This window comes from Vibrio sp. 1580 (assembly GCF_033340055.1).
The window spans coordinates 1-21,993 of record NZ_JAWOVT010000020.1 but is presented as its reverse complement, the minus strand read 5'-3'; the positions used below and the strand labels follow the sequence as shown (position 1 = coordinate 21,993).

Annotated in this window: 23 protein-coding genes; 10 read left to right on the top strand and 13 right to left on the bottom strand. The window is 55.7% G+C overall.

All coding sequences use genetic code 11. From position 1 onward, the window contains the following. Positions 1–149 precede the first annotated feature (149 nt). From R7093_RS21885 to R7093_RS21865, 5 genes are all read right to left on the bottom strand, one after another. Positions 150–641 carry a hypothetical protein gene (locus R7093_RS21885; protein WP_000139717.1) on the bottom strand — a complete coding sequence of 164 codons (492 nt, stop codon included), beginning with the start codon at positions 639–641 and terminating at the stop codon, positions 150–152. Beyond that, positions 638–1,507 carry a 3'-5' exonuclease gene (locus R7093_RS21880; protein ID WP_000997323.1) on the bottom strand — a complete coding sequence of 290 codons (870 nt, stop codon included), beginning with the start codon at positions 1,505–1,507 and terminating at the stop codon, positions 638–640. Before R7093_RS21880 ends, R7093_RS21885 begins: the two co-directional genes overlap by 4 nt. A gap of 4 nt (positions 1,508–1,511) precedes the next feature. Further along, positions 1,512–2,522 carry a tyrosine-type recombinase/integrase gene (locus R7093_RS21875; protein WP_000543934.1) on the bottom strand — a complete coding sequence of 337 codons (1,011 nt, stop codon included), beginning with the start codon at positions 2,520–2,522 and terminating at the stop codon, positions 1,512–1,514. Between the two features lie 2 nt (positions 2,523–2,524). Then, the gene (locus R7093_RS21870) at positions 2,525–3,061 is read right to left on the bottom strand and encodes a hypothetical protein (protein ID WP_000949433.1); all 537 of its coding nucleotides are present in this window, start codon (positions 3,059–3,061) and stop codon (positions 2,525–2,527) included. A 298-nt stretch (positions 3,062–3,359) separates the two neighbouring features. After that, positions 3,360–3,641, bottom strand: coding sequence for a hypothetical protein (locus tag R7093_RS21865; protein WP_000575657.1), 282 nt, complete (start codon positions 3,639–3,641; stop codon positions 3,360–3,362). Between the two features lie 209 nt (positions 3,642–3,850). Here R7093_RS21865 and R7093_RS21860 point away from each other — a divergent pair, with 209 nt between their 5' ends. Next, on the top strand, positions 3,851–4,513 hold the full coding sequence (locus R7093_RS21860; protein ID WP_015063586.1) for a hypothetical protein: 663 nt from the start codon (positions 3,851–3,853) through the stop codon (positions 4,511–4,513). Positions 4,514–4,528: 15 nt separating this feature from the next. On the opposite strand, the gene R7093_RS28680 is transcribed toward R7093_RS21860, so the two are convergent. The 8 genes from R7093_RS28680 to R7093_RS21815 all read right to left on the bottom strand — a co-directional run bounded on the left by R7093_RS28680 (position 4,529) and on the right by R7093_RS21815 (position 13,344). Then, positions 4,529–4,744, bottom strand: coding sequence for a hypothetical protein (locus R7093_RS28680; RefSeq protein ID WP_000254804.1), 216 nt, complete (start codon positions 4,742–4,744; stop codon positions 4,529–4,531). A gap of 87 nt (positions 4,745–4,831) precedes the next feature. Beyond that, complete coding sequence (locus tag R7093_RS28675) at positions 4,832–4,981, bottom strand: hypothetical protein (RefSeq protein WP_001326395.1); 150 nt, start codon at positions 4,979–4,981, stop codon at positions 4,832–4,834. 170 nt (positions 4,982–5,151) lie between these two features. Beyond that, positions 5,152–5,574 carry a hypothetical protein gene (locus R7093_RS21850; RefSeq protein ID WP_001165345.1) on the bottom strand — a complete coding sequence of 141 codons (423 nt, stop codon included), beginning with the start codon at positions 5,572–5,574 and terminating at the stop codon, positions 5,152–5,154. Then, positions 5,564–9,817: an RHS repeat-associated core domain-containing protein gene (locus R7093_RS21845; RefSeq protein WP_001257735.1), complete on the bottom strand. Its 4,254-nt coding sequence runs from the start codon at positions 9,815–9,817 to the stop codon at positions 5,564–5,566. Before R7093_RS21845 ends, R7093_RS21850 begins: the two co-directional genes overlap by 11 nt. 132 nt (positions 9,818–9,949) lie before the next feature. Continuing rightward, positions 9,950–10,675 carry a hypothetical protein gene (locus tag R7093_RS21840; RefSeq protein WP_000988731.1) on the bottom strand — a complete coding sequence of 242 codons (726 nt, stop codon included), beginning with the start codon at positions 10,673–10,675 and terminating at the stop codon, positions 9,950–9,952. A gap of 113 nt (positions 10,676–10,788) precedes the next feature. Beyond that, a complete protein-coding gene (locus tag R7093_RS21835) occupies positions 10,789–11,163 on the bottom strand; it encodes a hypothetical protein (RefSeq protein ID WP_000868820.1) in 375 nt (124 codons plus the stop codon). Between the two features lie 642 nt (positions 11,164–11,805). Then, on the bottom strand, positions 11,806–12,810 hold the full coding sequence (locus R7093_RS21820; protein ID WP_000427623.1) for an IS110-like element IS4321 family transposase: 1,005 nt from the start codon (positions 12,808–12,810) through the stop codon (positions 11,806–11,808). 99 nt (positions 12,811–12,909) lie between these two features. Next, the gene (locus tag R7093_RS21815) at positions 12,910–13,344 is read right to left on the bottom strand and encodes a mercury resistance transcriptional regulator MerR (protein WP_000414383.1); all 435 of its coding nucleotides are present in this window, start codon (positions 13,342–13,344) and stop codon (positions 12,910–12,912) included. A gap of 71 nt (positions 13,345–13,415) precedes the next feature. Between R7093_RS21815 and R7093_RS21810 the strand changes: the two genes are divergently transcribed. From R7093_RS21810 to R7093_RS21765, 9 genes are all read left to right on the top strand, one after another. After that, entirely contained in the window at positions 13,416–13,766 is a 351-nt protein-coding gene (locus tag R7093_RS21810) for a mercuric transport protein MerT (protein WP_001294666.1), read from the top strand. Between the two features lie 15 nt (positions 13,767–13,781). Then, the gene (gene merP, locus R7093_RS21805) at positions 13,782–14,057 is read left to right on the top strand and encodes a mercury resistance system periplasmic binding protein MerP (RefSeq protein WP_000732290.1); all 276 of its coding nucleotides are present in this window, start codon (positions 13,782–13,784) and stop codon (positions 14,055–14,057) included. Positions 14,058–14,128: 71 nt separating this feature from the next. Beyond that, positions 14,129–15,814, top strand: a complete 1,686-nt coding sequence (gene merA / locus R7093_RS21800; RefSeq protein WP_000149288.1) for a mercury(II) reductase — start codon at positions 14,129–14,131, stop codon at positions 15,812–15,814. A 14-nt stretch (positions 15,815–15,828) separates the two neighbouring features. Then, positions 15,829–16,467, top strand: a complete 639-nt coding sequence (merB, locus tag R7093_RS21795; protein WP_000761850.1) for an organomercurial lyase MerB — start codon at positions 15,829–15,831, stop codon at positions 16,465–16,467. Between the two features lie 111 nt (positions 16,468–16,578). Next, positions 16,579–16,944 (top strand): mercury resistance co-regulator MerD, encoded by a 366-nt coding sequence (merD, locus tag R7093_RS21790; protein WP_000995361.1) that lies wholly within the window; start codon positions 16,579–16,581, stop codon positions 16,942–16,944. After that, positions 16,941–17,177: a broad-spectrum mercury transporter MerE gene (merE, locus tag R7093_RS21785; protein WP_001087810.1), complete on the top strand. Its 237-nt coding sequence runs from the start codon at positions 16,941–16,943 to the stop codon at positions 17,175–17,177. The genes merD and merE overlap by 4 nt, the downstream gene beginning before the upstream one ends. Continuing rightward, positions 17,174–18,163, top strand: a complete 990-nt coding sequence (locus R7093_RS21780) for a DUF3330 domain-containing protein (protein ID WP_001276635.1) — start codon at positions 17,174–17,176, stop codon at positions 18,161–18,163. The genes merE and R7093_RS21780 overlap by 4 nt, the downstream gene beginning before the upstream one ends. A gap of 183 nt (positions 18,164–18,346) precedes the next feature. Then, entirely contained in the window at positions 18,347–18,907 is a 561-nt protein-coding gene (locus R7093_RS21770; protein WP_034064682.1) for a recombinase family protein, read from the top strand. 3 nt (positions 18,908–18,910) lie between these two features. Continuing rightward, on the top strand, positions 18,911–21,877 hold the full coding sequence (locus R7093_RS21765; protein WP_034064681.1) for a Tn3 family transposase: 2,967 nt from the start codon (positions 18,911–18,913) through the stop codon (positions 21,875–21,877). Positions 21,878–21,993 lie beyond the last annotated feature (116 nt).

Here is a 21,993-nt window from a genome sequence, read left to right as displayed (position 1 = left end):
AAGAGAGAAAGAAGAAAAGCGCGGGGCAAGCCAGAAATGTGGCTGAGGGGGACTGCTGGGGTGGGGCTGGCACCCTCTATACCCCACTTTGCATGATGGTCTAACTTTGTGGTTATAGGACGACTTTTAGAGTGCCTAGATTTGCTCGATTAGGACAAATTTCGGTCCATCCACGCTGATTGGCGTAGCAGCGCGATGGCATCAGAAGGGGTAACTTTCCATGCGTTGGAAAGCTGGCGAACTGCGAAGACTGCGAGCTCCATTCGGTCGTCATCATTGATGAAATTCTGGAGCTGGTTTCCTCGCTCACTAAGGATGATCGCAACACCGGCCTTGCCGTTGTTGTAAACCGCAAAGCTCTTATTCTTCGCGTCGCCGTGATAGGAACCCTCAGCCTTGCTACGCAAACCAAAGAGAACGCTGCAAAACGCCGTCAGTTCGCCGCGAGTGAGCTGCACCGTGATCTTGCTTTTCCAGTCTGGGCTGGACCCCGATGCCCTGATCGGCGCAATCTCGATGCTGACCGTAGGATATTCACCTCTGGTTAGCGTGTGTTGCACATTCAGGCCGGTGCGTTTCGCGGGGTCCTTCTGCCAGTCTGAGAAAAATTTGAGACTTTCGCCGTAGGATTGTTCTGTCATTCCAAATTACCTTTGCTTTGAAGCTCCTGGAGCTGGACCACGAGGTCACGTTGGACTTTGGCTATCTCTGTCACCAAGTCGGCGGTGGCAATAGCGTCGGTCGCTGCTGAATGGGCTCGACCTTTCCAGCTCACACCTGCCTCGCAGGTGGCATCCGCAAGTGAGATTGTGCCGTGCCGGTTGGTTGAGCCAAAGGCATCAGCCGCCAGCTTCATCGCGCACAGACAGTTCTGCTCTTGCCACCAAGAGAGTTGGTCTCCAAATGCACTGGCTGTTTGCCTCAACATCCTACTGTCGAAACTGGAGTTAAATATCACCAGATGACGGCCCGACAAAAGCCGGGCGAGAGCTGGCGCAACTTGAGTCCACGTAGGCTCATTCGACAGCTCAGTCTCGGTGATGCCATGAACACCCATTGCCTGAGGGTCTATTTCCACGGTTGGCCGTAATCTGGTGCAGAGGAGAACCGCGCCTCTGATGTCAGTAACAGCCAGCTCGATCACCTGGTCTCTTTCACCAAGTCCGGTCGTCTCGGTATCGAGAACCAGAGGTTCCAGAGCGACCCACCTTTGTGCCATGACAGAGGCCTTTGCCAGGTTGCTACGCATTCTTGCCTTGACCGAAAGGATGGATTGCGCCCTTATTTGCTTTTGTGATGCCGGTGAACAACCCCTTCTCCGCATTGGTTGGCAATCTGCTATCCGGTACACTCCAAATTGGCCACCATACCCGTTTTTGTAGAACGAAACTGGCTCTACTCCTGGCTTAGGCTTCATCCTAAATTCGTCCCTGAGCCGTCCTTTTGAAAAGCACCTATCGGCTTTCATGGCTTCGGCTCTGGCAAGTTCGAGTTCTTCATCATTCATGCTGTTAATCCGCTATATCGAGGCGTTGGCTCGCTCTCTTCAAACGCTCATCGCCGCGTCTGTCATATTTCTGGGTAGTTGCAATGCTTGAGTGGCCCATTGCGTCCTTCACGGTCACAATATCCTCACCGTTATCCAGCATCGAGGAGGCAAAGGTGCGTCGCAGGTCATGGGGCGCAAACATCTCCAGACCGGCTTCAACTCTTCTGGTCTCCAAGATGTGGTAGATGGCCTGATCCGACATCCGCTCTCCAGTCACATCATCAAACCGCCTGATCCTCGGGAATAAAGGCCCTTCATGCGTTCCTCGAACCTCTTCAACCCACTTATCCAGTCTTTTCCATGCGCCACCAGGCACATACGCCATTCTCTCTTTGTTGCCCTTGCCAAGAACCTTGAGAGCGCGGTCCTTGTAGATCATGCTTCCCATGTCCAGCGCAACGATTTCCGAGCGGCGCAAGCCACACCCGAGGAGCACCCCGAGAATGGCCGCATCCCGAAGCCCTTTGGCGCTTGAATCACTTTCACATGTGAAAAAGAGGCTGCGAATCTCATGGCGTTCAAGTGCCCGCCCTTTAGGAAGTCGAGATCCACGTACTGAACGGACTTGCTTAATGTGCTGGAAGCTATCCGTATCAATTTGCTTCATCGTCCAGGCTTCAAGAGCCACCCCTTTGAGCGCTGACAGGTAGGTGTTGATCGTTGCCGGAGCCTTCCCTGCATCCCCCAGCATTTCCAGCACCGCCAATATGTGGTGCCGCCTCATTGAGCTCCATGCACAGTCACGAAGGTTCTGAAACCCGATCATCTTGGCGACAATGTTGAGGAATGAGCTCATGGTCTGCCTGCTTCGCTTTGACCCGAGGCTCACCAGATAGGCGACGGCGGGGTTGTCCTGGATGTTCCGGAGCGAGCTCGATGACGGCAACAGTTCACCGCGAATGCTTTGTTCTGCCGGAACATTTACTTTCGCATGTGAAACTAGCTCTTCCTTGTCATTGTTTGTGTCGTGCAAAGTTACCTCCTAAGCCCGACCGCAACGAGAAGAAAATCCCATATTTTGAGGTGAAGAGGTAGTTCCTCCTCCATATGTTGCGTTTCGTAGCTTTGCATCAGTGGTTCAAACTTGGTTGGATTGCACAGCAATTCGTAAACTGTTCGGTTGGGCTTGGTGATCGGCTTATTCGGAGTGAATCCATGTTTGTTCTGGAGGTACAGCGCTACCGCGCCACTTCTGGATTCTCCGTAATAGCAATGAACGAAGATCTGATCGATACCGCTACCAACCAATCCATCCAGGAAGGTGGACAGCTTTTCAGCCTGGGATGAGTCAATGTAAGAGGCGTAATTCATCCGGAACGCTGCCTTCATCGTGTGGATGGTGTTCTCAGAATAGCCGCCGTCATAGAAGCTATCGCGGTACAACTGCCCCCACTGTCCGAGAGCGGCAGGGGACTTGTCTGGGTCAGTTATGGAGATCATGGCCGCACCGGGAACCGGCTCCAGTCTTTCGGCCTCCGCTTGACTAATGAAAAAGACTTTTTTGCTAAGCATGTCCCATCATCCCCTTACAAGGATGTGTTGCGAGTAGCTCACGCGCCTGACTTTGCCCCTCTTGAGTATCTACAGGAGCGGTCGTATACACACCTCCATGCCGCAAGTCCACAATACTGGTCCGACAGCAAGAACCTACGTTCTGAACTTTATTGTCCGAATCCAAACCAGCAAAAGTATGGCACGGTCCAGGGAATGGTTTCCTGCAAATAGAGCAGCGCTCAAAGTTCTTATCGAGGATTCTCTTTAAAACTTTCTCAAATTTGTTTTTGTTTAACATCGAGTTCTCCACACAAAGTTACTGGCCGAGCATCCCAGCCAAGGTGGTCTGCTGGCCTTCGCTACAAGGTGCAAATCCGGCAAAAGCACCGGCATTAACCTTGAGCTCATCAAAGCGTCCATCGGTGTCCCGGTAGTACACCTTACGTTTTCCAATTCCACCTTCGAGGTTTGCGGCCAACCAGGCGATCACTGCATCAGCATCGTTCGTAACTGATGCTCCCTGATCCAGATCGATAAGTACCAGGTGGGTGTCCGTCTGGAGTGCCACTTCAAAGGTCGCTCTTACATCAAAAATCACTGGTCGCGCTCCTTGTAAAAAGTGGGCATTCAGCACCACCTATCCTATTCCAAAAACTCTACTTTTTCAAAGATACATTTTAATAAGTAGAACAACAGCAAGAAGAACTTAAATTTATTTACCGTAATTATCATAATTACGGTAATACGGTAATACGGTAATTTTACAGATTTAGATGGAATGGTATAAGATGTCTCGCTGGAACATACTTGCTGAAAAAACGCTTAACAACGATAGTGAAAACATCATGTACAGGTGCGAGAGATAATATGTATAAGAGCCTTGAAGATCTGATGGCGGGTATTTACGAGATGGCAGCGCCAGATGGCATCATCTGTAACGAGGTTTCCAAATTCCTTGCGGCCAACCAGGTCAAGCCGGAAGACATAAGCTCTGGGATCTGGTTTTTCCTGTGGCTGAAATCAGCTCCCAAGGATGCGAAGCCAATCCAAAAAGAAATCCCCGGATTTGGAGTTGTTCTCAACATGCCGACTTATGGCGGAACGCTCAACGAAGCAATCACAGGGTTGATCGAGAACGAGTGCCGTCAAATAGAGCTCGCTGAGGGACATCCGAGCCTTGAGGCTTGGGTTGAATCAGTATTAGCCGGTCGAGATGACGGAGAGGAAAATGAAGCTGCGGCCAATATCGTGGATCTGCTTAATGGGTGTCACGACCTACTGGATACAGCAATAATCAATTACCTTTTTAAGGTGGGAAAAATCAACGAGCAAGAGATTTTGTCGCTCATCTATTATGGAGAGCTATGTGACCACTCTCTTGTCGGTACGCCTTTTTCAACGTTACATATCCCGAGTGAAAATAACGTCCACGAACGTAACATCATCCCCATTAAAAAAGGAGCCAGTTAGGCTCCTTTTTGTTACTCAGGGTTTGCTTTGAGAAACAACTTCATTCCAAGTATGCAGCACCTTCGATAGGTGCTGATGCTTTCTGGTGAAGTCCTTATCATCCAAGAGTGCTTTAAATGGCGCGTTCAGGTCACTGCATGTGACGTTCTTGCCGATCACAGACAGGGTATCCTGGAGTGATCCACCAGCAGCATCAAGCCCCATTCTATCGACGGTCTCACTACTCACCATTGCCTGGACAACATTGGTGAATGCCTTTGAGTTGAGCTGCTCAACGCTCAGGGCTGTATTGCATTTCTGCTCAACCGCTTGCTTGTACTAGATGGTGTACTTTGCAGTGATAGGTGACATGGTGTTCATCGCAAGTATGTATGCGTCTACCTCACTGGTCGGTAATGTCGCGGCGTAGACTGACGAGCATGATGCGGCTGCGGCCATTATCAAAGTTATTACCTTCTTATTCTTCATTTCTCTGAAATCCCCCTTTAAAATATGGAGCTACAACTCATTTGTACCAATCATAATACTATTGATTTCCAAAAGTATCTCTCTCTACTGACTCTATGATGGCTCGCCTTCCAAACACTTGGCCGCTGGCGTCGGTTAGCTAGACTAACACCAGCGTATTCAATGAATAACTAGCCAAAAACCTTTATCAATTCTTTAATTGTTCTGGCAGACTCCATTTCCTCCATAATCTTTTCAATTCCGACGCCGGAATCCAAATTACTTCTGTACTTTTTAGCCAAATCACAAAGTTCAGATTTTAACTCCTTGCAATCCAGATTAGAGATAAGAACAGCATTGAAATTAGCCTTAAACAGTCGAGAACCATACATCACAATTTCTACAGGCCAGTACCAGAATGGACTTAGCGGCTTGTAGCTCGCAACCTCGTCTATTTTGTAGTGACGACCTTCCGAATCATAAATGTCCATCAGCTCAAAATAACCGTTCCTCAAAGACTGAATAGTACATTTCCCGAACTCGGATTCTGATGCCACTACGAAGAGCGACCTTTTCTTGCTGCTCACAAGCAGCGCTGGAAATTCAATTTGCACAACCGCATCCCTCATCATTTATTGAATCAGCTAAACCACCACTAACAGGAGAGGCTTGAGCTACTTTTGCCCATTCAGGCGTCCCGTGCCACCAACGACCAAATGCGCTATATGGGGTAGGTCCATTGCCGTGAATGTTTTGGTGAATATCTCTTGGAATGGACTTCAAGTTCCAAGGATGGTTTTTTATTGAGTCAGGAACATATTTGCCAAACTTGCCATTTCTCTGAATAGCCCAATGGTGAAGCTCATTACCTCGTGGAACCCCTTGAACTTTCCTTACTCTGGGTGAGACATTGCTCCATTTTTGGCTTAATTTGAACCACGATTTACCGGAGCTGGCATGTCTGAAAACTCCTGACGCCCAGCCGCCACCTATAGCCCCAATCGCTCCGGCGATTCCAACTTTTGACCAACTAACACATTTCCAACTCCCATTATTTTCGATTAGTTGGCTAAGTAGCTCCAACCCAGCTCCAATACCTGCACCAACAAACGCAAATTCACCCGTCGGGTCGGTATTGGACATAGGGTTTCCATGCACATACCCGTAGGTGTTTACTCCATCGATCAGGCCAAGAGGGTCGCTGGTAATGTACCGCCCGGTCGCTGGGTCGTAGTAACGCCGCCAGTTGTAGTGGAACCCGGTCTCCGCGTCGTAATACTGTCCTGGGAATCGCAGGTTGAAGGTTGGCCCCTGGATGATGATGCTGGCCTTACCGAACGGGCTGTAGCTCGCCTTCCAAACGACTTGGCCGCTGACGTCGGTCAGTGCCTTCGGGGTGCCCAGGTGATCGACGTGGACTTGGTAGGTCTGTCCTGACTGAACAAAGCCCAAGGGTGTCCCATCGAGCCAGATGTACTCCGCCAGCACGTCTCCAGTGGCCGCGTCCAGCTCCTCGATGAGGTTTCCTGCCAGGTCGTAAACCAGCAGCCGGGTATGCCCGTTTAGGGTCTTGGTTACACGCTGATCCAGATGGTTGTATGTGTAGCTTACAGTCACTCCCGCGACCGTTGCGGCCACCAGCCGGTTCTGGCTGTCATAGGTGAAGGTATCCGCCCCCTGCTTCGTCAGGTTGCCATTGGCGTCATAGCTTCTGGAGGTTTGCCCGGCCTTCACCAACCAGTTGTTCATGTAGTTGATGGTGTAGCTTTGGCTCAGGCCATCGGTCGTGATCGAGGTCCTGTTGCCGGTGGCGTCATAGCCATAGCCCAAAACGCCATAGATCCCCTCAGCAGAGGTGATGCGGCCAACCGCGTCATAACCGAGTGACTGATTGACTGATGAGCTGAGATTGTCGTCTATGGCTGAAATCAACGAGTCTGGCGTGTACCGATAGACCAGCGAATGCACCCTAGCAGCGTCGATGCCGGTGACACGGTAATCGAGATCCAGAGTGCGGCTTTCTGAAATGCCGTTCCCTCTGACCATACTGGTGACGGGGCCAAAGGGCGCTCGCTCAATCTGGCTTGCCAGGTTTGTTGTGGTGCCTGCTTGTGTCGTTGTCACCTCGATGACGTCACCGGCTGAGTCACGGGTGTAGGAGACCTCACGGCCACTGGGATACGTGATCTTCGTGACGAGGCCTGCACCATCGTATTGGTACTGGGTAGTCAGGCTCTGCCCGTGGGTTTCCCAGGTTTCGTAAGCCAGCCATCCTTCGGGGGTGTAGCCAAATCTCCGGACACCGTTGCCATCATCGACTGAGGTCAAGCGGCCTATGCCGTATGGTGAGGTTGCTTCGTCGTACCCGTACAGAATTGGCGATTCGCCAGCGACATCGCTGGAGGTTTCGATGATCCGGTTCAGCGCGTCATAGCTGTAGCTTGTGGTTTGCCCCTTGGCCGTTTTGCGCGTTGCCACGTTACCGGCTTCGTCATAGGTAATGTCGGTGGTGCCGGTGTCCGGGCTCCGGACCTGGGTCACTTCGCCAAAGCCGTTGTAGCTGTAGTAGGTCAGGCGCGAACGAGGGTCGGAGACACGGTAAACATCGCCGGTATCCTTGTAGAGCACCTGCGTGACCTTCCCGAGGGGATCGGTCGTTTGTGTCCGGTGATGGAAGCCGTCGTACTTGTAGGAGTGTGTGTTACCAGAGGGACTGGTCTCCTGTATCAGGTTTGCCACCACATCGTAGGAAAACGATGACTGATTGCTATAGGCGTCGGAGACACTGGAGAGCCAGCCGATTTCGTTGAAGATCCGGCGCTCTATCCAACGGGTCTGGCCCAGCGCATCGAGCAGTCGCTCTTCTACTGGGTTCCCGAGGTCATTGAGCTCAAGCTCGCGCCGGTTGCCCTGTGCATCTGTTTCCGCCACCAGCCGATGTGCAGCGTCGTACTCATAGCTGACGGTTGCACCATTTGGCTTGGTCAGCGAACTCAGGAGGCCCACAGCATCATAGTTGTAGACCGTGGTTCCTTCTGGCCCAGTGGAGCTGACAAGTCTTCCTCTGGCGTCATAGGTGAGGGTTTGGGTTACACCATTGACACCCTGAATGGTCCCGGCGCGACCGTTCGCGTCGTAGTCACCAAACTGCGTCACCTGCCCCAGCGCGTTCGTTGTCCGGATCAGGTTGCCCTGGTCATCGTAGTCAAATGTCGTAACATCGCTGACGTCGGTGCGCGGACCATCAACCGAGGCCAACAGGCTCGGCTTTCCTGTACCAACAGGGGCATAGGTGTAGGTCCATGTCCGGGAAGCGCCCGAGCTGCGATCAGTGACCTTGCGGCTTATCACCCGGAGATGAGTGTCGTAGGTGAGCTCAGTGATCCTGGTTGGTTCTGTGATTTTTGCCGGGAGCGACTTGGAAGGAAGCCAGTCGGTCGTAACCTTACCCCCGTCCTGGTCTATCTGGGTGGTTTCCAATCCCCGGTCGTTATGGGTGAACGTGCGCTTCTGCCCAGCGCGGTCAGTAATGCTGGAGACGAGGCCTTTGCTGTCGTAGACGTAGGTTTCCTTGCCGCCCACAAAGCCGGTACACGGCGCACCCTCAACCACATCAGGCTTGAGCATCCCATTGTGGCGACTGTAGGTGTATCGCTGAACGTGGCCGAGGGCATTGGTGACAGAGACGCTTCCGTCAGCGTTGTAGCTTACCTGAGTTTTCTCTGCGCCCCCGGCGTGTTCGCTTAGAACCGCTCTCCCCTGAGTATCATATCCCCATGTGGCGAAACGGTTGCCGTTCTCGTCCACCAGCCCAGAGAGCAAACCCGGTGCATTCGGGTCATCGTAGAGATAGCTGCGGCTCGTATTGTCCTGGTAGATCACTTCCGCCAGCTTGCCAGCGCTGTTGTACTGGTACTGAATACTGCCACCAGCAGGATCGGTGACACTGACCATGCGGCCATCTTGATACTGGAACTGGATGGTGCGGCCAAAGCCGTCAGTGATCGAGGATAGCTCTCCGTTCAGATAGCTCAGGGTGATGTGATTGCCGTTGGGCTTCTCGATGCCGGTCAGTCGTCCGGTTTCATCATAGGCCTCGACTACCCCGTCAGATTGAGTGTAGCGCCAGCCGGTAGCATCCTTCGTCAAGGTATCATCGGTTTTCCATGTTGGCACCCAGACAGAGGACGAGTTGTAGAACGCGAGTTGTTGCCCTTCTGGCCGGTGCAGGACAACCATGTTCTCACCGTACTTCGAGGCGTTGACCTCGACGCTCCGCGAGTAGGTATGCCGCCAGCCGCCGAGCTCTTCATCAGGAAGGTGGCTATTGTAGTATCTGGTGAATGTGAAAGGGTCGGAGCCTCCGCTTTGATAATCCAGTTCAGCCTGGAACTTGTTGCCGGTGCCAAGATGGATAGGGTTCCCTACACACATGGTCGTTGTTGGTAAGCCGAGATCCCTGTCCAGGAACGGTGTTTTATCCATCTCACCCGGCAGAACATAGGTTGAGCGCCAGTAGACCGTAGCTGGGTCGCCAGTGCAGGTAGTGGGGTCATAATCGCCAGTAGCACCTAGATACTTAAAACAGATCCTGGAGACATAACGGCCATCACCATAACTGGCAACCGGATAAAGCGCATCCCCAACTGGCGTTCCCTTCCCTTGCTCCTCACCAGAGCGATAATTCTTCATGAAGGAATGCGCGTCTATGATGGTGTTGAAGCGCATTTTGTCTACTTCGGTGCTCACGGCTACAACCCGCCATTGTGCAAAAGCAACGCATGGCAAAGTTGCGAGCACCACAACGGCCAATGACCGCAGGTTTCGCATCAGTAAAAGGGAAGGTCTCGATCTCATTTACAGCTCCAGTTTTTATGCTGGAGCTATTTTCAGGTGGGAGAGTCGTTATCAACGACTGCGTTATTGCCCTTTTAGGGTATGAATACGTGATTTGGAGAGGTTGTGTATTCAGAACAAATGAGAAGCAGGTTACTCATTTCGCTCAAACACTGTGACAAGAACACGTTTTTGGTTGTCGTCGTTGATCACCATCAGGTACTTGAACTTGGAATCTCTATGGCCCCAGACTTCCACGTTATCTACGCGGCCATACTTTCTGGCTTTATGGCGAGCCACTTTCTCGTCAAAGGGCTGAACCTGTAACTCTGGATGCTGGAGGCGGCCAACAAGTGAGGCCCACGGTTTTTTAGGGTCTCCAGAGGTTATCCGGGCCTGATACTGATCGATGGCATGTTGAGTAACCAGGACGGGGCCAATGGCAGGTGTAGATATTTCGTCATGGGTCTGGGTATAGGCTTGCTTGTCCACATCGAGGAGCTCAATGTTGCCCTCTCCCGGCTCATCCATAAACTCCATGCTCTGCGAGACTTCAATAGTAGCGCCCTTTAAACGCCCAGTGAGGCAAGCCGCAAACTTGAAAGCAAAAGCCTTGGTGGATTTGCCCAGCGCCAGCTTCTTGATTGCACCTTTGGATACCACCAGCTTGTAACCAGCACCAGCACCTGGCTCTCTGCAAAAAACCTGTTTGTCCAGCGCCAGATAGCGAATGGCTACGAGCTCAGCCAAAAGATCCGCTTCTTCGTGGTCAAAATCAATATGGACATCAAGGATGCCTTTCCGTTTTGTACCAACGCGCCAGAATACAAGGGCTGAATTATTTGAAGTTTTCTTCGAGACGGTAGTCAATGTCATCATGGTCTATTTCTCCATTGTCGGGATAATGGTCGGCATCGCCGCCAGCCCCCCTATTCGTTTGGGTTCATTTAGATGCTATCACGGGTTTTAAAAATGCAACCCCTAGTGTCACTCTATTTATGGTCCCATGTATTTTTATAAGCTCGGGCTAGGCGTTTCTCGATCACTTCTGACAAACTGCAACCATCGACTTCTGACAACCGCTTCAAAATCCTGTGGGCTTTATCGCTTATAGTTATGCTTTTACCAACACCATATCCCCTTCTGCGACGTTGCCTAATTGATGTCCCGAGTTTATTGATTTGCTCTGCTGTCAGGTATTTATTAATCCATTCAGTGAGTTCTGATGGTGATCGCCCTATGCTGTTCAGGCTGTCCACGGCTTCAAGTTTCTTATCGAATGGGACGTCACGCCAGAAAGCTGGGCGCGAAGCAGCTCTGAGGAGATAGATCGCCGTAGCCTGAGCATCTTCATTGGATACTTTCAAAAAATCACCTTTTCCGTTACATGTCACACTTACCTTATCGTGACATGTAACACCTCAAACTGCAAGTATAAAAAAAGGCCAGCTATTGCTGGCCTTTACGTTCATTGTCGCAGTTACTCTTTAGGCGTTGTGATGCTTTTTTTCCTTCTGTTTCTCATGGTAGAGATACAGACTGCCGCCAGTGACGACAGTGAAAAAAATGAGCAACCCCAACATGCCTAATGTGAAAGCGTCCATTTGACCCCCTTAGGAATTGCTGACCTTGGTTAAGATTATACCATAGATCCACAGGATAACCCCAATGACCAACACCAAACCGGCTTCTTTGACGGTTATAGTGTCCCCAGATACAGCCAATCCTACAAGGGGTCGTCTCAGAAAACGGAATCTATGGTCACTCCCGTTTTTGCAACACCGATTTTGACGACAAGTTGGCTTGCTTGAATCTATCCGGCGTCTGAATGGGATTTTATTCCCGCGCCTCGATGAGTTCCGCGCCTGATGAACCTCCAGAAAATATACGGCTTCAATGAGCCTTTCCGTTTTACAGGTTCCTCAACAGGCCGGTGGGCCGTTAGTATCATCAATATCAGTATTCGCAAAACCAGATCAGTAATTCTTTAAACCGGTGTATTTCTGCCGTTATGCTACATAAGTTTGCTGTCGTGCCGTTAGGGCCCAGGCTATTCTGGCCAGCTTGTTTGCCAGAGCACAAGTGACGACAAAGTTGCTTTTCCGGCACAGTAAATCCCTGACCCAATCGGCCAATTTGCCAGACTGGTGTTCCAGTTTTTGTATGAATACCCTGGCACACTGAACCAACAAAGTTCGGATCTTTTTATTACCTCGCTTACTAATTCCCAGCAATGTCGTCCTACCTCCCGTGCTGTACTGCCGAGGTACAAGCCCTGTTGCCGCCGCAAAGTCACGGCTGCTGGCGTACTGCTTCCCGTCGCCAATCTCAGTTGAAATAGTACTCGCTGTCAGTGTTCCGACGCAGGGAATGCTCAGCAAGCGCTGTCCAACCTCATCTTCGTCCAACTTTCGTTTCAACTGGGATTCCAGATCTTTAATCTGCTCAACAAGATAGTGATAATGCTGTTGTAATTTCAGCAATAACTGGCTGAGGTAAAGAGGCAAACTATTATCCTCAAGAATGGTACTCAGTCGGCTAATAACGGCAGCTCCTCGGGGAACGCTAATGCCAAATTCCAGCAGAAAAGCATGCATTTGATTGGTTGTTTTCACCTTATCCTGAACCAGGGATTCACGGACACGATGCAGAGCCCGCATTGCCTGCTGAGATTCCGTTCTGGGCTGCACAAAACGCATAGACGGACGCGATGCAGCTTCACAAATAGCTTCGGCGTCGACAAAGTCGTTTTTATTGCTTTTAACGAACGGGCGGACAAATTGTGGTGATATCAGCTTTGGGGAATGCCCCAACTCTTCCAACTTGCGTGCCATAAAGTGAGAACCGCCACAGGCTTCCATTGCGATGGTTGTAGCGGGGCATGTCGCCAAAAATTCGATCAACTTTGGCCGGGTAAATTTTTTACGGTAAACAGCCTTCCCGCGACGATCCTGGCAATGAATATGGAAAGAGTTTTTACCCAGATCGATACCAATGAGCGCAATGTTTTCCATGATAGTTCTCCGAATGAAAGCCTGTCCTCAGCATAGTACCGGGAAGGAGGGAGTGACCATCTCATTAAATAAAGCACGCTAAGGCGTAACTACCCTCGGCTACACCGCGTCGGCACCACGCGGCTCTTTCTCCCCTTGCAGCGAAGCAATCAGCGGGCAAGAAACGTTCCCTTGCCGCGCATGGCAGGCGAACACAAGTTCGGATAGCACGGTTTCCATGCGCGCCAGGTCGGTCATTTTTTCGCGCACGTCCTGAAGCTTGTGCTCGGCCAGGCTGCTGGCTTCCTCGCAGTGGGTGCCGTCATCCAGCCTCAGCAGCTCTGCGATCTCGTCGAGGCTGAATCCGAGCCGCTGGGCTGATTTCACGAAGCGCACCCGCGTCACATCCGCCTCGCCATAGCGGCGGATGCTGCCATAGGGCTTGTCCGGCTCCGGCAACAAGCCCTTGCGCTGATAGAACCGGATTGTTTCCACGTTGACCCCGGCCGCCTTGGCGAAAACGCCAATAGTCAGATTCTCCAAATTTTTTTCCATATCGCTTGACTCCGTACATTGGTACGGAAGTAAGCTTAAGCTATCCAATCCAGATTTGAAAGGACAAGCGTATGTCTGAACCTCAAAACGGGCGCGGGGCGCTCTTCACTGGCGGGCTAGCCGCCATCCTCGCCTCGGCTTGCTGCCTGGGGCCGCTGGTTCTGATCGCCCTGGGGTTCAGCGGCGCTTGGATCGGCAACTTGACGGTGTTGGAACCTTATCGCCCGATCTTCATCGGCGCGGCGTTGGTGGCGCTGTTTTTCGCCTGGCGGCGCATCTACCGACCGGCGCAAGCCTGCAAACCAGGGGATGTGTGTGCGATTCCCCAAGTGCGCGCTACTTACAAGCTCATTTTCTGGGTCGTGGCCGCGCTGGTTCTGGTCGCGCTCGGATTTCCCTACGTCATGCCATTTTTCTATTAATCACAGGAGTTCATCATGAAAAAACTGTTTGCCTCTCTCGCCATCGCTGCCGTTGTTGCCCCCGTGTGGGCCGCCACCCAGACCGTCACGCTGTCCGTACCGGGCATGACCTGCTCCGCTTGTCCGATCACCGTTAAGAAGGCGATTTCCAAGGTCGAAGGCGTCAGCAAAGTTAACGTGACCTTCGAGACACGCGAAGCGGTTGTCACCTTCGATGATGCCAAGACCAGCGTGCAGAAGCTGACCAAGGCCACCGAAGACGCGGGCTATCCGTCCAGCGTCAAGAAGTGAGGCACTGAAAACGGCAGCGCAGCACATCTGACGCCCTTGTCTGCTACCACAAACGAAAAAGGATCTGTCGCATGACCCATCTAAAAATCACCGGCATGACCTGCGACTCGTGCGCGGCGCACGTCAAGGAAGCGCTGGAAAAAGTACCCGGCGTCCAATCTGCCATAGTGTCCTATGCCAAGGGCGCGGCCCAGCTCGCCCTTGATCCAGGCACAGCGCCGGACGCACTGACCGCCGCCGTGGCTGGCCTGGGCTACAAAGCGATGCTCGCCGATGCCCCGCCGACCGACAACCGCACTGGGCTGTTCGACAAGGTGCGCGGCTGGATGGGTGCCGCCGACAAGGGCAGCGGCGGCGAGCGCCCGTTGCAAGTCGCCGTGATCGGCAGCGGTGGAGCCGCGATGGCGGCAGCACTGAAGGCCGTCGAGCAAGGCGCGCAGGTCACGCTGATTGAGCGCGGCACCATCGGCGGCACCTGCGTCAACGTCGGTTGTGTGCCGTCCAAGATCATGATCCGCGCCGCCCACATCGCCCATCTGCGCCGGGAAAGCCCATTCGACGGCGGCATGCCACCCACACCGCCGACGATCTTGCGCGAGCGGCTGCTGGCCCAGCAGCAGGCCCGTGTCGAAGAACTCCGTCATGCCAAGTACGAAGGCATCCTGGACGGCAATTCAGCCATCACCGTTCTGCACGGTGAAGCGCGTTTCAAGGACGACCAGAGCCTTATCGTTAGTTTGAACGAGGGTGGTGAGCGCGTCGTGATGTTCGACCGCTGCCTGGTCGCCACGGGTGCCAGTCCGGCCATGCCGCCGATTCCGGGCCTGAAAGAGTCACCCTACTGGACTTCGACCGAGGCCTTGGTCAGCGACACCATTCCCGAACGCCTAGCCGTGATCGGCTCGTCGGTGGTCGCGCTGGAACTGGCGCAAGCCTTCGCCCGGCTGGGCAGCCAGGTCACGATCCTAGCTCGCAACACGCTGTTCTTCCGCGACGACCCGTCCATCGGCGAGGCCGTCACAGCGGCCTTCCGTGCCGAAGGGATCAAGGTACTGGAACACACGCAAGCCAGCCAGGTCGCGCATGTGAACGGCGAATTCGTGCTGACCACGGGACACGGTGAAGTACGTGCCGACAAGCTGCTGGTCGCTACCGGACGGACACCGAACACGCGCAGCCTGGCACTCGACGCGGCGGGAGTCACCGTCAATGCGCAGGGTGCCATCGTCATCGACAAGGGCATGCGCACCAGCACGCCACACATTTACGCGGCCGGCGACTGCACGGACCAGCCACAATTCGTCTATGTGGCGGCAGCGGCCGGCACCCGTGCCGCGATCAACATGACCGGAGGGGATGCTGCCATCAATCTAACCGCGATGCCGGCCGTGGTGTTCACCGATCCGCAAGTAGCAACCGTGGGCTACAGCGAAGCGGAAGCGCATCACGACGGGATCGAAACCGACAGTCGCACGCTCACGCTCGACAACGTGCCGCGTGCGCTTGCCAACTTCGACACACGCGGCTTTATCAAGCTGGTCATCGAGGAAGGTAGCGGACGGCTCATCGGCGTGCAGGTCGTCGCCCCGGAAGCCGGCGAATTGATCCAGACGGCTGTTCTCGCCATTCGCAACCGCATGACGGTGCAGGAACTGGCCGACCAGTTGTTCCCCTACCTGACGATGGTCGAGGGGCTGAAGCTCGCGGCGCAGACCTTCACCAAGGATGTCAAACAATTGTCCTGCTGCGCAGGATGAAAGGAGATGGAACCATGAAGCTCGCCCCATATATTTTAGAACGTCTCACTTCGGTCAATCGTACCAATGGTACTGCGGATCTCTTGGTCCCGCTACTGCGGGAACTCGCCAAGGGGCGTCCGGTTTCACGAACGACACTTGCCGGGATTCTCGACTGGCCCGCTGAGCGAGTGGCCGCCGTACTCGAACAGGCCACCAGTACCGAATATGACAAAGATGGGAACATCATCGGCTACGGCCTCACCTTGCGCGAGACTTCGTATGTCTTTGAAATTGACGACCGCCGTCTGTATGCCTGGTGCGCGCTGGACACCTTGATATTTCCGGCGCTGATCGGCCGTACAGCTCGCGTCTCATCGCATTGCGCTGCAACCGGAGCACCCGTTTCACTCACGGTTTCACCCAGCGAGATACAGGCTGTCGAACCTGCCGGCATGGCGGTGTCCTTGGTATTGCCGCAGGAAGCAGCCGACGTTCGTCAGTCCTTCTGTTGCCATGTACATTTCTTTGCATCTGTCCCGACGGCGGAAGACTGGGCCTCCAAGCATCAAGGATTGGAAGGATTGGCGATCGTCAGTGTCCACGAGGCTTTCGGCTTGGGCCAGGAGTTTAATCGACATCTGTTGCAGACCATGTCATCTAGGACACCGTGATCGGATATCGACCCAATGTTCTACGGCACCGGCATCGGATTCGCAGCGCGCGGATTGAACTCGGCGAAACGGTATATGCATTGCCGTGAACCGACCAAAAGGAGGTGTTCGATGAACGCCTACACGGTGTCCCGGCTGGCCCTTGATGCCGGGGTGAGCGTGCATATCGTGCGCGACTACCTGCTGCGCGGATTGCTGCGGCCAGTCGCCTGCACCACGGGTGGCTACGGCCTGTTCGATGACGCCGCCTTGCAGCGACTGTGCTTCGTGCGGGCCGCCTTCGAGGCGGGCATCGGCCTCGGCGCATTGGCGCGGCTGTGCCGGGCGCTGGATGCGGCGAACTGCGATGAAACTGCCGCGCAGCTTGCTGTGCTGCGTCAGTTCGTCGAACGCCGGCGCGAAGCGTTGGCCAATCTGGAAGTGCAGTTGGCCGCCATGCCGACCGCGCCGGCACAGCATGCGGAGAGTTTGCCATGAACAGCCCCGAGCGCATGCCGGCCGAGACACACAAGCCGTTCACCGGCTACCTGTGGGGTGCGCTGGCGGTGCTCACCTGTCCCTGTCATTTGCCGATTCTCGCCATTGTGCTGGCCGGCACGACGGCCGGCGCGTTCATCGGCGAGCACTGGGGTATTGCAGCCCTCACGCTGACCGGCTTGTTTGTCCTGTCTGTGACGCGGCTGCTGCGGGCCTTCAGAGGTCGATCATGAGCGCTTCCCAGCCAATTGAATGGACAGTGGCGCAACTGGCGCAGGCGGTCGAGCGCGGGCAGCTTGAGCTGCACTACCAGCCGATTGTCGATTTGCGCAGTGAGCAGATTGTCGGCGCGGAAGCCCTGTTGCGCTGGCGTCATCCGACGCTCGGACTGTTGCCGCCGGGCCAGTTCCTGCCCGTGATCGAATCGTCCGGCCTGATGCCGGAAATCGGCGCATGGGTGCTGGGCGCAGCCTGCCGTCAAATGCGCGACTGGCGGGTGCTGGCATGGCAACCGTTCCGGCTGGCCGTCAATGTTTCGGCGAGCCAAGTGGGGCCAGATTTCGACAAGTGGGTAAAGGGCGTGCTGGCCGATGCCGGGTTGCCCGCCGCGTATCTTGAAATTGAGCTGACCGAATCGGTTGCGTTCGGTGATCCGGCGATCTTCCCCGCCCTGGAAGCTTTGCGACAGATCGGTGTGCGCTTCGCCGCCGACGACTTCGGCACCGGCTATTCCTGCCTGCAACACCTGAAATGCTGCCCCATCAGCACGCTCAAGATCGACCAATCGTTTGTCGCCGGACTCGCCAACGACCACCGCGACCAGACCATCGTGCGCACCGTGATTCAGCTTGCGCATGGGCTTGGCATGGAAGTAGTGGCCGAAGGCGTGGAAACATCGGCGAGTCTTGATTTGTTGCGACAAGCGGACTGCGACACAGGACAAGGCTTCCTGTTCGCCAAGCCGATGCCGGCGGCGGCATTCGCCGTCTTCGTCAGTCAATGGAGGGGTGCCACCATGAATGCAAATGATCCGACTGCCACCAGTTGCTGCGTGTGCTGCAAGGAAATCCCGCTCGATGCCGCCTTCACCCCGGAAGGCGCGGAATACGTCGAGCACTTCTGCGGGCTGGAGTGCTATCAGCGCTTCCAGGCGCGCGCCAAGACCGGGAGCGAAACCGATGCCGATCCGAACGCCTGCGACTCATCACTGTCAGACTGAGGCATACCCTAACTGGATGTCAGGCAAGGCCGCACCGCGCCGTCAGAATAGAGTCCGCTTTCACATTCTTTGACACATGCTTGCCAAGGTCATAGATTTCAGCCTGACAAATTCAAGGCTTCGGGCGCAATGGAACCAAAAACCAACGTAAGCCCTACCGCCCATCCAGCCTATGGAGGCATCTTGCAGGGACAACGCATCGGTTACGTCCGAGTCAGCAGTTATGACCAGAACCCGGAACGCCAACTTGAGCAGGTCGAGATCGGCAAGCTGTTCACCGACAAGGCCTCAGGCAAGGACACCCAGCGCCCGCAACTGGAGGCTATGCTCGGATTCGTCCGCGAAGGCGATACCGTGGTGGTGCACAGCATGGATCGCCTGGCGCGCAACCTCGACGATCTGCGCCGTCTGGTGCAAAAGCTGACCAAGCGCGGTGTACGCATCGAGTTCTTGAAGGAGGGGTTGGTGTTCACCGGCGAGGACTCTCCCATGGCCAACCTCATGTTGTCGGTCATGGGTGCCTTTGCCGAGTTCGAGCGCGCCCTGATCCGCGAGCGGCAGCGCGAGGGCATCGCCCTGGCCAAGCAGCGCGGTGCCTACCGGGGCCGCAAGAAAGCCCTCTCCGACGAGCAAGCCATCACGTTGCGGCAGCGGGCCGCTGCGGGCGAGCCGAAGGCTCAGCTCGCCCGCGAGTTCGGCATCAGCCGTGAAACCCTCTACCAGTACCTTCGCACGGACGACTGAACCATGCCGCGTCGCTCGATTCTCTCGGCCACTGAGCGAGACACCTTGCTTGCGCTGCCAGAAAGCCAGGATGACCTGATCCGCTACTACACCTTCAACGACTCCGACCTGTCGCTGATCCGCCAGCGGCGCGGCGACGCCAACCGCCTGGGCTTTGCGGTGCAGCTCTGCCTGCTGCGCTACCCCGGCTACGCACTGGGTACTGACAGTGAGCTGCCCGAGCCGGTCATCCAGTGGGTGGCCAAGCAAGTTCAGGCCGACCCGGCGAGCTGGGCGAAGTACGGCGAACGCGACGTGACTCGCCGCGAGCACGCCCAGGAACTGCGCACCTACCTACAACTGGCCCCGTTCGGCCTGTCCGACTTCCGCGCCCTGGTGCGCGAGCTGACCGAGTTGGCCCAGCAGACCGATAAGGGTTTGCTGCTGGCCGGCCAGGCGCTGGAGAGTCTGCGGCAGAAGCGGCGCATCCTGCCGGCGCTGAGCGTGATTGACCGGGCCTGCTCGGAAGCCATTGCGCGGGCCAATCGCCGGGTCTACCGCGCCCTCGTCGAACCACTCACGGACTCGCATCGGGCCAAGCTGGACGAGCTGTTGAAGCTCAAGGCCGGCAGCAGCATCACCTGGTTGACCTGGTTGCGGCAGGCCCCACTAAAACCGAACTCCCGGCACATGCTCGAACACATCGAGCGGCTGAAGACATTTCAGCTGGTGGATTTGCCCGAAGCTCTGGGCCGGCACATCCACCAGAACCGCCTGCTCAAGCTGGCCCGCGAGGGTGGGCAGATGACGCCCAAAGACCTCGGTAAGTTTGAGCCGCAGCGGCGCTACGCGACCCTGGCCGCCGTGGTGCTGGAGAGTACGGCGACCGTGATTGATGAGCTGGTCGATCTGCACGACCGCATCCTGGTCAAGCTGTTTAGCAGCGCCAAGAACAAGCATCAGCAGCAGTTCCAGAAGCAAGGCAAGGCGATCAACGACAAGGTGCGCCTGTACTCCAAGATCGGCCAGGCCCTGCTGGAGGCCAAGGAAAGCGGCAGCGATCCCTACGCCGCCATCGAGGCGGTGATTCCCTGGGACGAGTTCACCGAGAGCGTCAGCGAGGCCGAGCTGCTGGCCCGGCCGGAGGGCTTCGACCATCTGCACCTGGTTGGCGAGAACTTCGCCACCCTGCGCCGCTATACGCCGGCCTTGTTGGAGGTGCTGGAACTGCGCGCCGCCCCGGCTGCGCAAGGCGTGCTGGCGGCCGTGCAGGCCCTGCGCGAGATGAACGCCGACAACCTGCGCAAGGTGCCGGCCGATGCGCCCACCGCCTTCATCAAGCCGCGCTGGAAGCCGCTAGTGATAACCCCGGAAGGCCTCGACCGGCGCTTTTACGAAATCTGCGCCCTGTCCGAGCTGAAGAACGCGCTGCGATCCGGCGACATCTGGGTCAAGGGCTCGCGGCAGTTCCGCGACTTTGACGACTACCTGCTGCCGGCAGAGAGGTTCGCCGCGCTCAAGCATGCGCAGGCTCTGCCCCTGGCGATCAACCCGAACAGCAACCAGTACCTGGAAGAGCGCTTGCAGCTGCTGGACGAGCAGCTGGCCACCGTCACCCGCCTGGCCAAGGACAACGAGCTGCCCGATGCCATCCTCACCGAGTCGGGGCTGAAGATCACCCCACTGGATTCCGCGGTGCCCAATACCGCGCAGGCGCTGATCGACCAGACCAGCCAGTTGCTGCCGCGCATCAAGATCACCGAACTGCTGATGGACGTGGACGACTGGACGGGCTTCAGCCGCCACTTCACCCACCTGAAGGACGGTGCCGAGGCCAAAGACCGGACATTGCTGCTGTCAGCGATCCTGGGCGATGCGATCAACCTCGGGCTGACCAAGATGGCCGAGTCGAGCCCCGGCCTGACCTACGCCAAGCTATCCTGGCTGCAAGCCTGGCACATCCGAGACGAAACCTACTCGGCGGCCCTAGCCGAGCTGGTCAACCACCAGTACCGTCATACCTTCGCCGCTCACTGGGGCGACGGAACGACCTCTTCTTCCGATGGCCAGCGCTTCCGGGCGGGCGGTCGGGGTGAAAGCACCGGGCACGTCAACCCGAAGTACGGCAGCGAGCCGGGGCGGCTGTTCTACACCCATATTTCCGACCAGTACGCACCGTTCAGCACCCGCGTGGTGAATGTCGGCGTGCGCGATTCCACCTATGTGCTTGACGGCTTGCTGTACCACGAGTCCGACCTACGGATTGAGGAGCACTACACCGACACGGCTGGCTTCACCGATCACGTCTTCGCCCTGATGCACCTGCTGGGCTTCCGCTTCGCACCGCGCATCCGCGACCTCGGCGAAACCAAGCTGTATGTTCCGAATAGCGTCCAGGACTACCCGACATTGCGCCCAATGGTTGGCGGCACCCTGAACATCAAGCATGTCCGCGCCCACTGGGACGACATCCTGCGCCTGGCCAGCTCGATCAAGCAGGGCACCGTCACTGCCTCGCTGATGCTGCGCAAGCTCGGCAGCTACCCGCGCCAGAACGGTCTGGCCGTGGCCTTGCGCGAACTGGGCCGGATTGAGCGCACACTGTTCATCCTCGACTGGCTGCAAAGCGTAGAGCTACGTCGCCGCGTGCATGCCGGACTGAACAAGGGCGAGGCGCGCAACTCCCTGGCCAGGGCGGTGTTCTTCAACCGCCTCGGCGAAATCAGGGATCGGAGCTTCGAGCAGCAGCGCTACCGGGCCAGCGGTCTCAACCTGGTGACGGCCGCCATCGTGCTGTGGAACACGGTGTACTTGGAACGCGCCACCCAGGCGATGAGCGAAGCGGGGAAGTCGGTGGATAGCGAGCTGCTGCAATACCTGTCGCCGCTGGGGTGGGAGCACATCAACCTGACCGGCGATTATGTCTGGCGGCAGAGCCGCAGGCTGGAGGACGGGAAGTTTCGGCCGCTAAGGCTGCCCGGAAAACCTTAACGTACGATTTTTAATGAGATGGTCACTCCCTCCTTCCCAGTACTATGCTGAGGACAGGCTTTCATTCGGAGAACCATCATGGAAAACATTGCGCTTATTGGTATCGATCTGGGTAA

What these genes read in the sequence shown, in the direction of transcription:
- R7093_RS21885 (WP_000139717.1), bottom strand. Translation starts at nt 641, where the DNA reads ATGACAGAACAATCCTACGGCGAAAGTCTCAAATTTTTCTCAGACTGG.
- R7093_RS21880 (WP_000997323.1), bottom strand. Translation starts at nt 1,507, where the DNA reads ATGAATGATGAAGAACTCGAACTTGCCAGAGCCGAAGCCATGAAAGCC.
- R7093_RS21870 (WP_000949433.1), bottom strand. Translation starts at nt 3,061, where the DNA reads ATGCTTAGCAAAAAAGTCTTTTTCATTAGTCAAGCGGAGGCCGAAAGA.
- R7093_RS28680 (WP_000254804.1), bottom strand. Translation starts at nt 4,744, where the DNA reads ATGGTGAGTAGTGAGACCGTCGATAGAATGGGGCTTGATGCTGCTGGT.
- R7093_RS28675 (WP_001326395.1), bottom strand. Translation starts at nt 4,981, where the DNA reads ATGAAGAATAAGAAGGTAATAACTTTGATAATGGCCGCAGCCGCATCA.
- R7093_RS21845 (WP_001257735.1), bottom strand. Translation starts at nt 9,817, where the DNA reads ATGAGATCGAGACCTTCCCTTTTACTGATGCGAAACCTGCGGTCATTG.
- R7093_RS21840 (WP_000988731.1), bottom strand. Translation starts at nt 10,675, where the DNA reads ATGATGACATTGACTACCGTCTCGAAGAAAACTTCAAATAATTCAGCC.
- R7093_RS21820 (WP_000427623.1), bottom strand. Translation starts at nt 12,810, where the DNA reads ATGGAAAACATTGCGCTCATTGGTATCGATCTGGGTAAAAACTCTTTC.
- R7093_RS21815 (WP_000414383.1), bottom strand. Translation starts at nt 13,344, where the DNA reads ATGGAAAAAAATTTGGAGAATCTGACTATTGGCGTTTTCGCCAAGGCG.
- R7093_RS21810 (WP_001294666.1), top strand. Translation starts at nt 13,416, where the DNA reads ATGTCTGAACCTCAAAACGGGCGCGGGGCGCTCTTCACTGGCGGGCTA.
- merP (WP_000732290.1), top strand. Translation starts at nt 13,782, where the DNA reads ATGAAAAAACTGTTTGCCTCTCTCGCCATCGCTGCCGTTGTTGCCCCC.
- merA (WP_000149288.1), top strand. Translation starts at nt 14,129, where the DNA reads ATGACCCATCTAAAAATCACCGGCATGACCTGCGACTCGTGCGCGGCG.
- merB (WP_000761850.1), top strand. Translation starts at nt 15,829, where the DNA reads ATGAAGCTCGCCCCATATATTTTAGAACGTCTCACTTCGGTCAATCGT.
- merD (WP_000995361.1), top strand. Translation starts at nt 16,579, where the DNA reads ATGAACGCCTACACGGTGTCCCGGCTGGCCCTTGATGCCGGGGTGAGC.
- merE (WP_001087810.1), top strand. Translation starts at nt 16,941, where the DNA reads ATGAACAGCCCCGAGCGCATGCCGGCCGAGACACACAAGCCGTTCACC.
- R7093_RS21780 (WP_001276635.1), top strand. Translation starts at nt 17,174, where the DNA reads ATGAGCGCTTCCCAGCCAATTGAATGGACAGTGGCGCAACTGGCGCAG.
- R7093_RS21765 (WP_034064681.1), top strand. Translation starts at nt 18,911, where the DNA reads ATGCCGCGTCGCTCGATTCTCTCGGCCACTGAGCGAGACACCTTGCTT.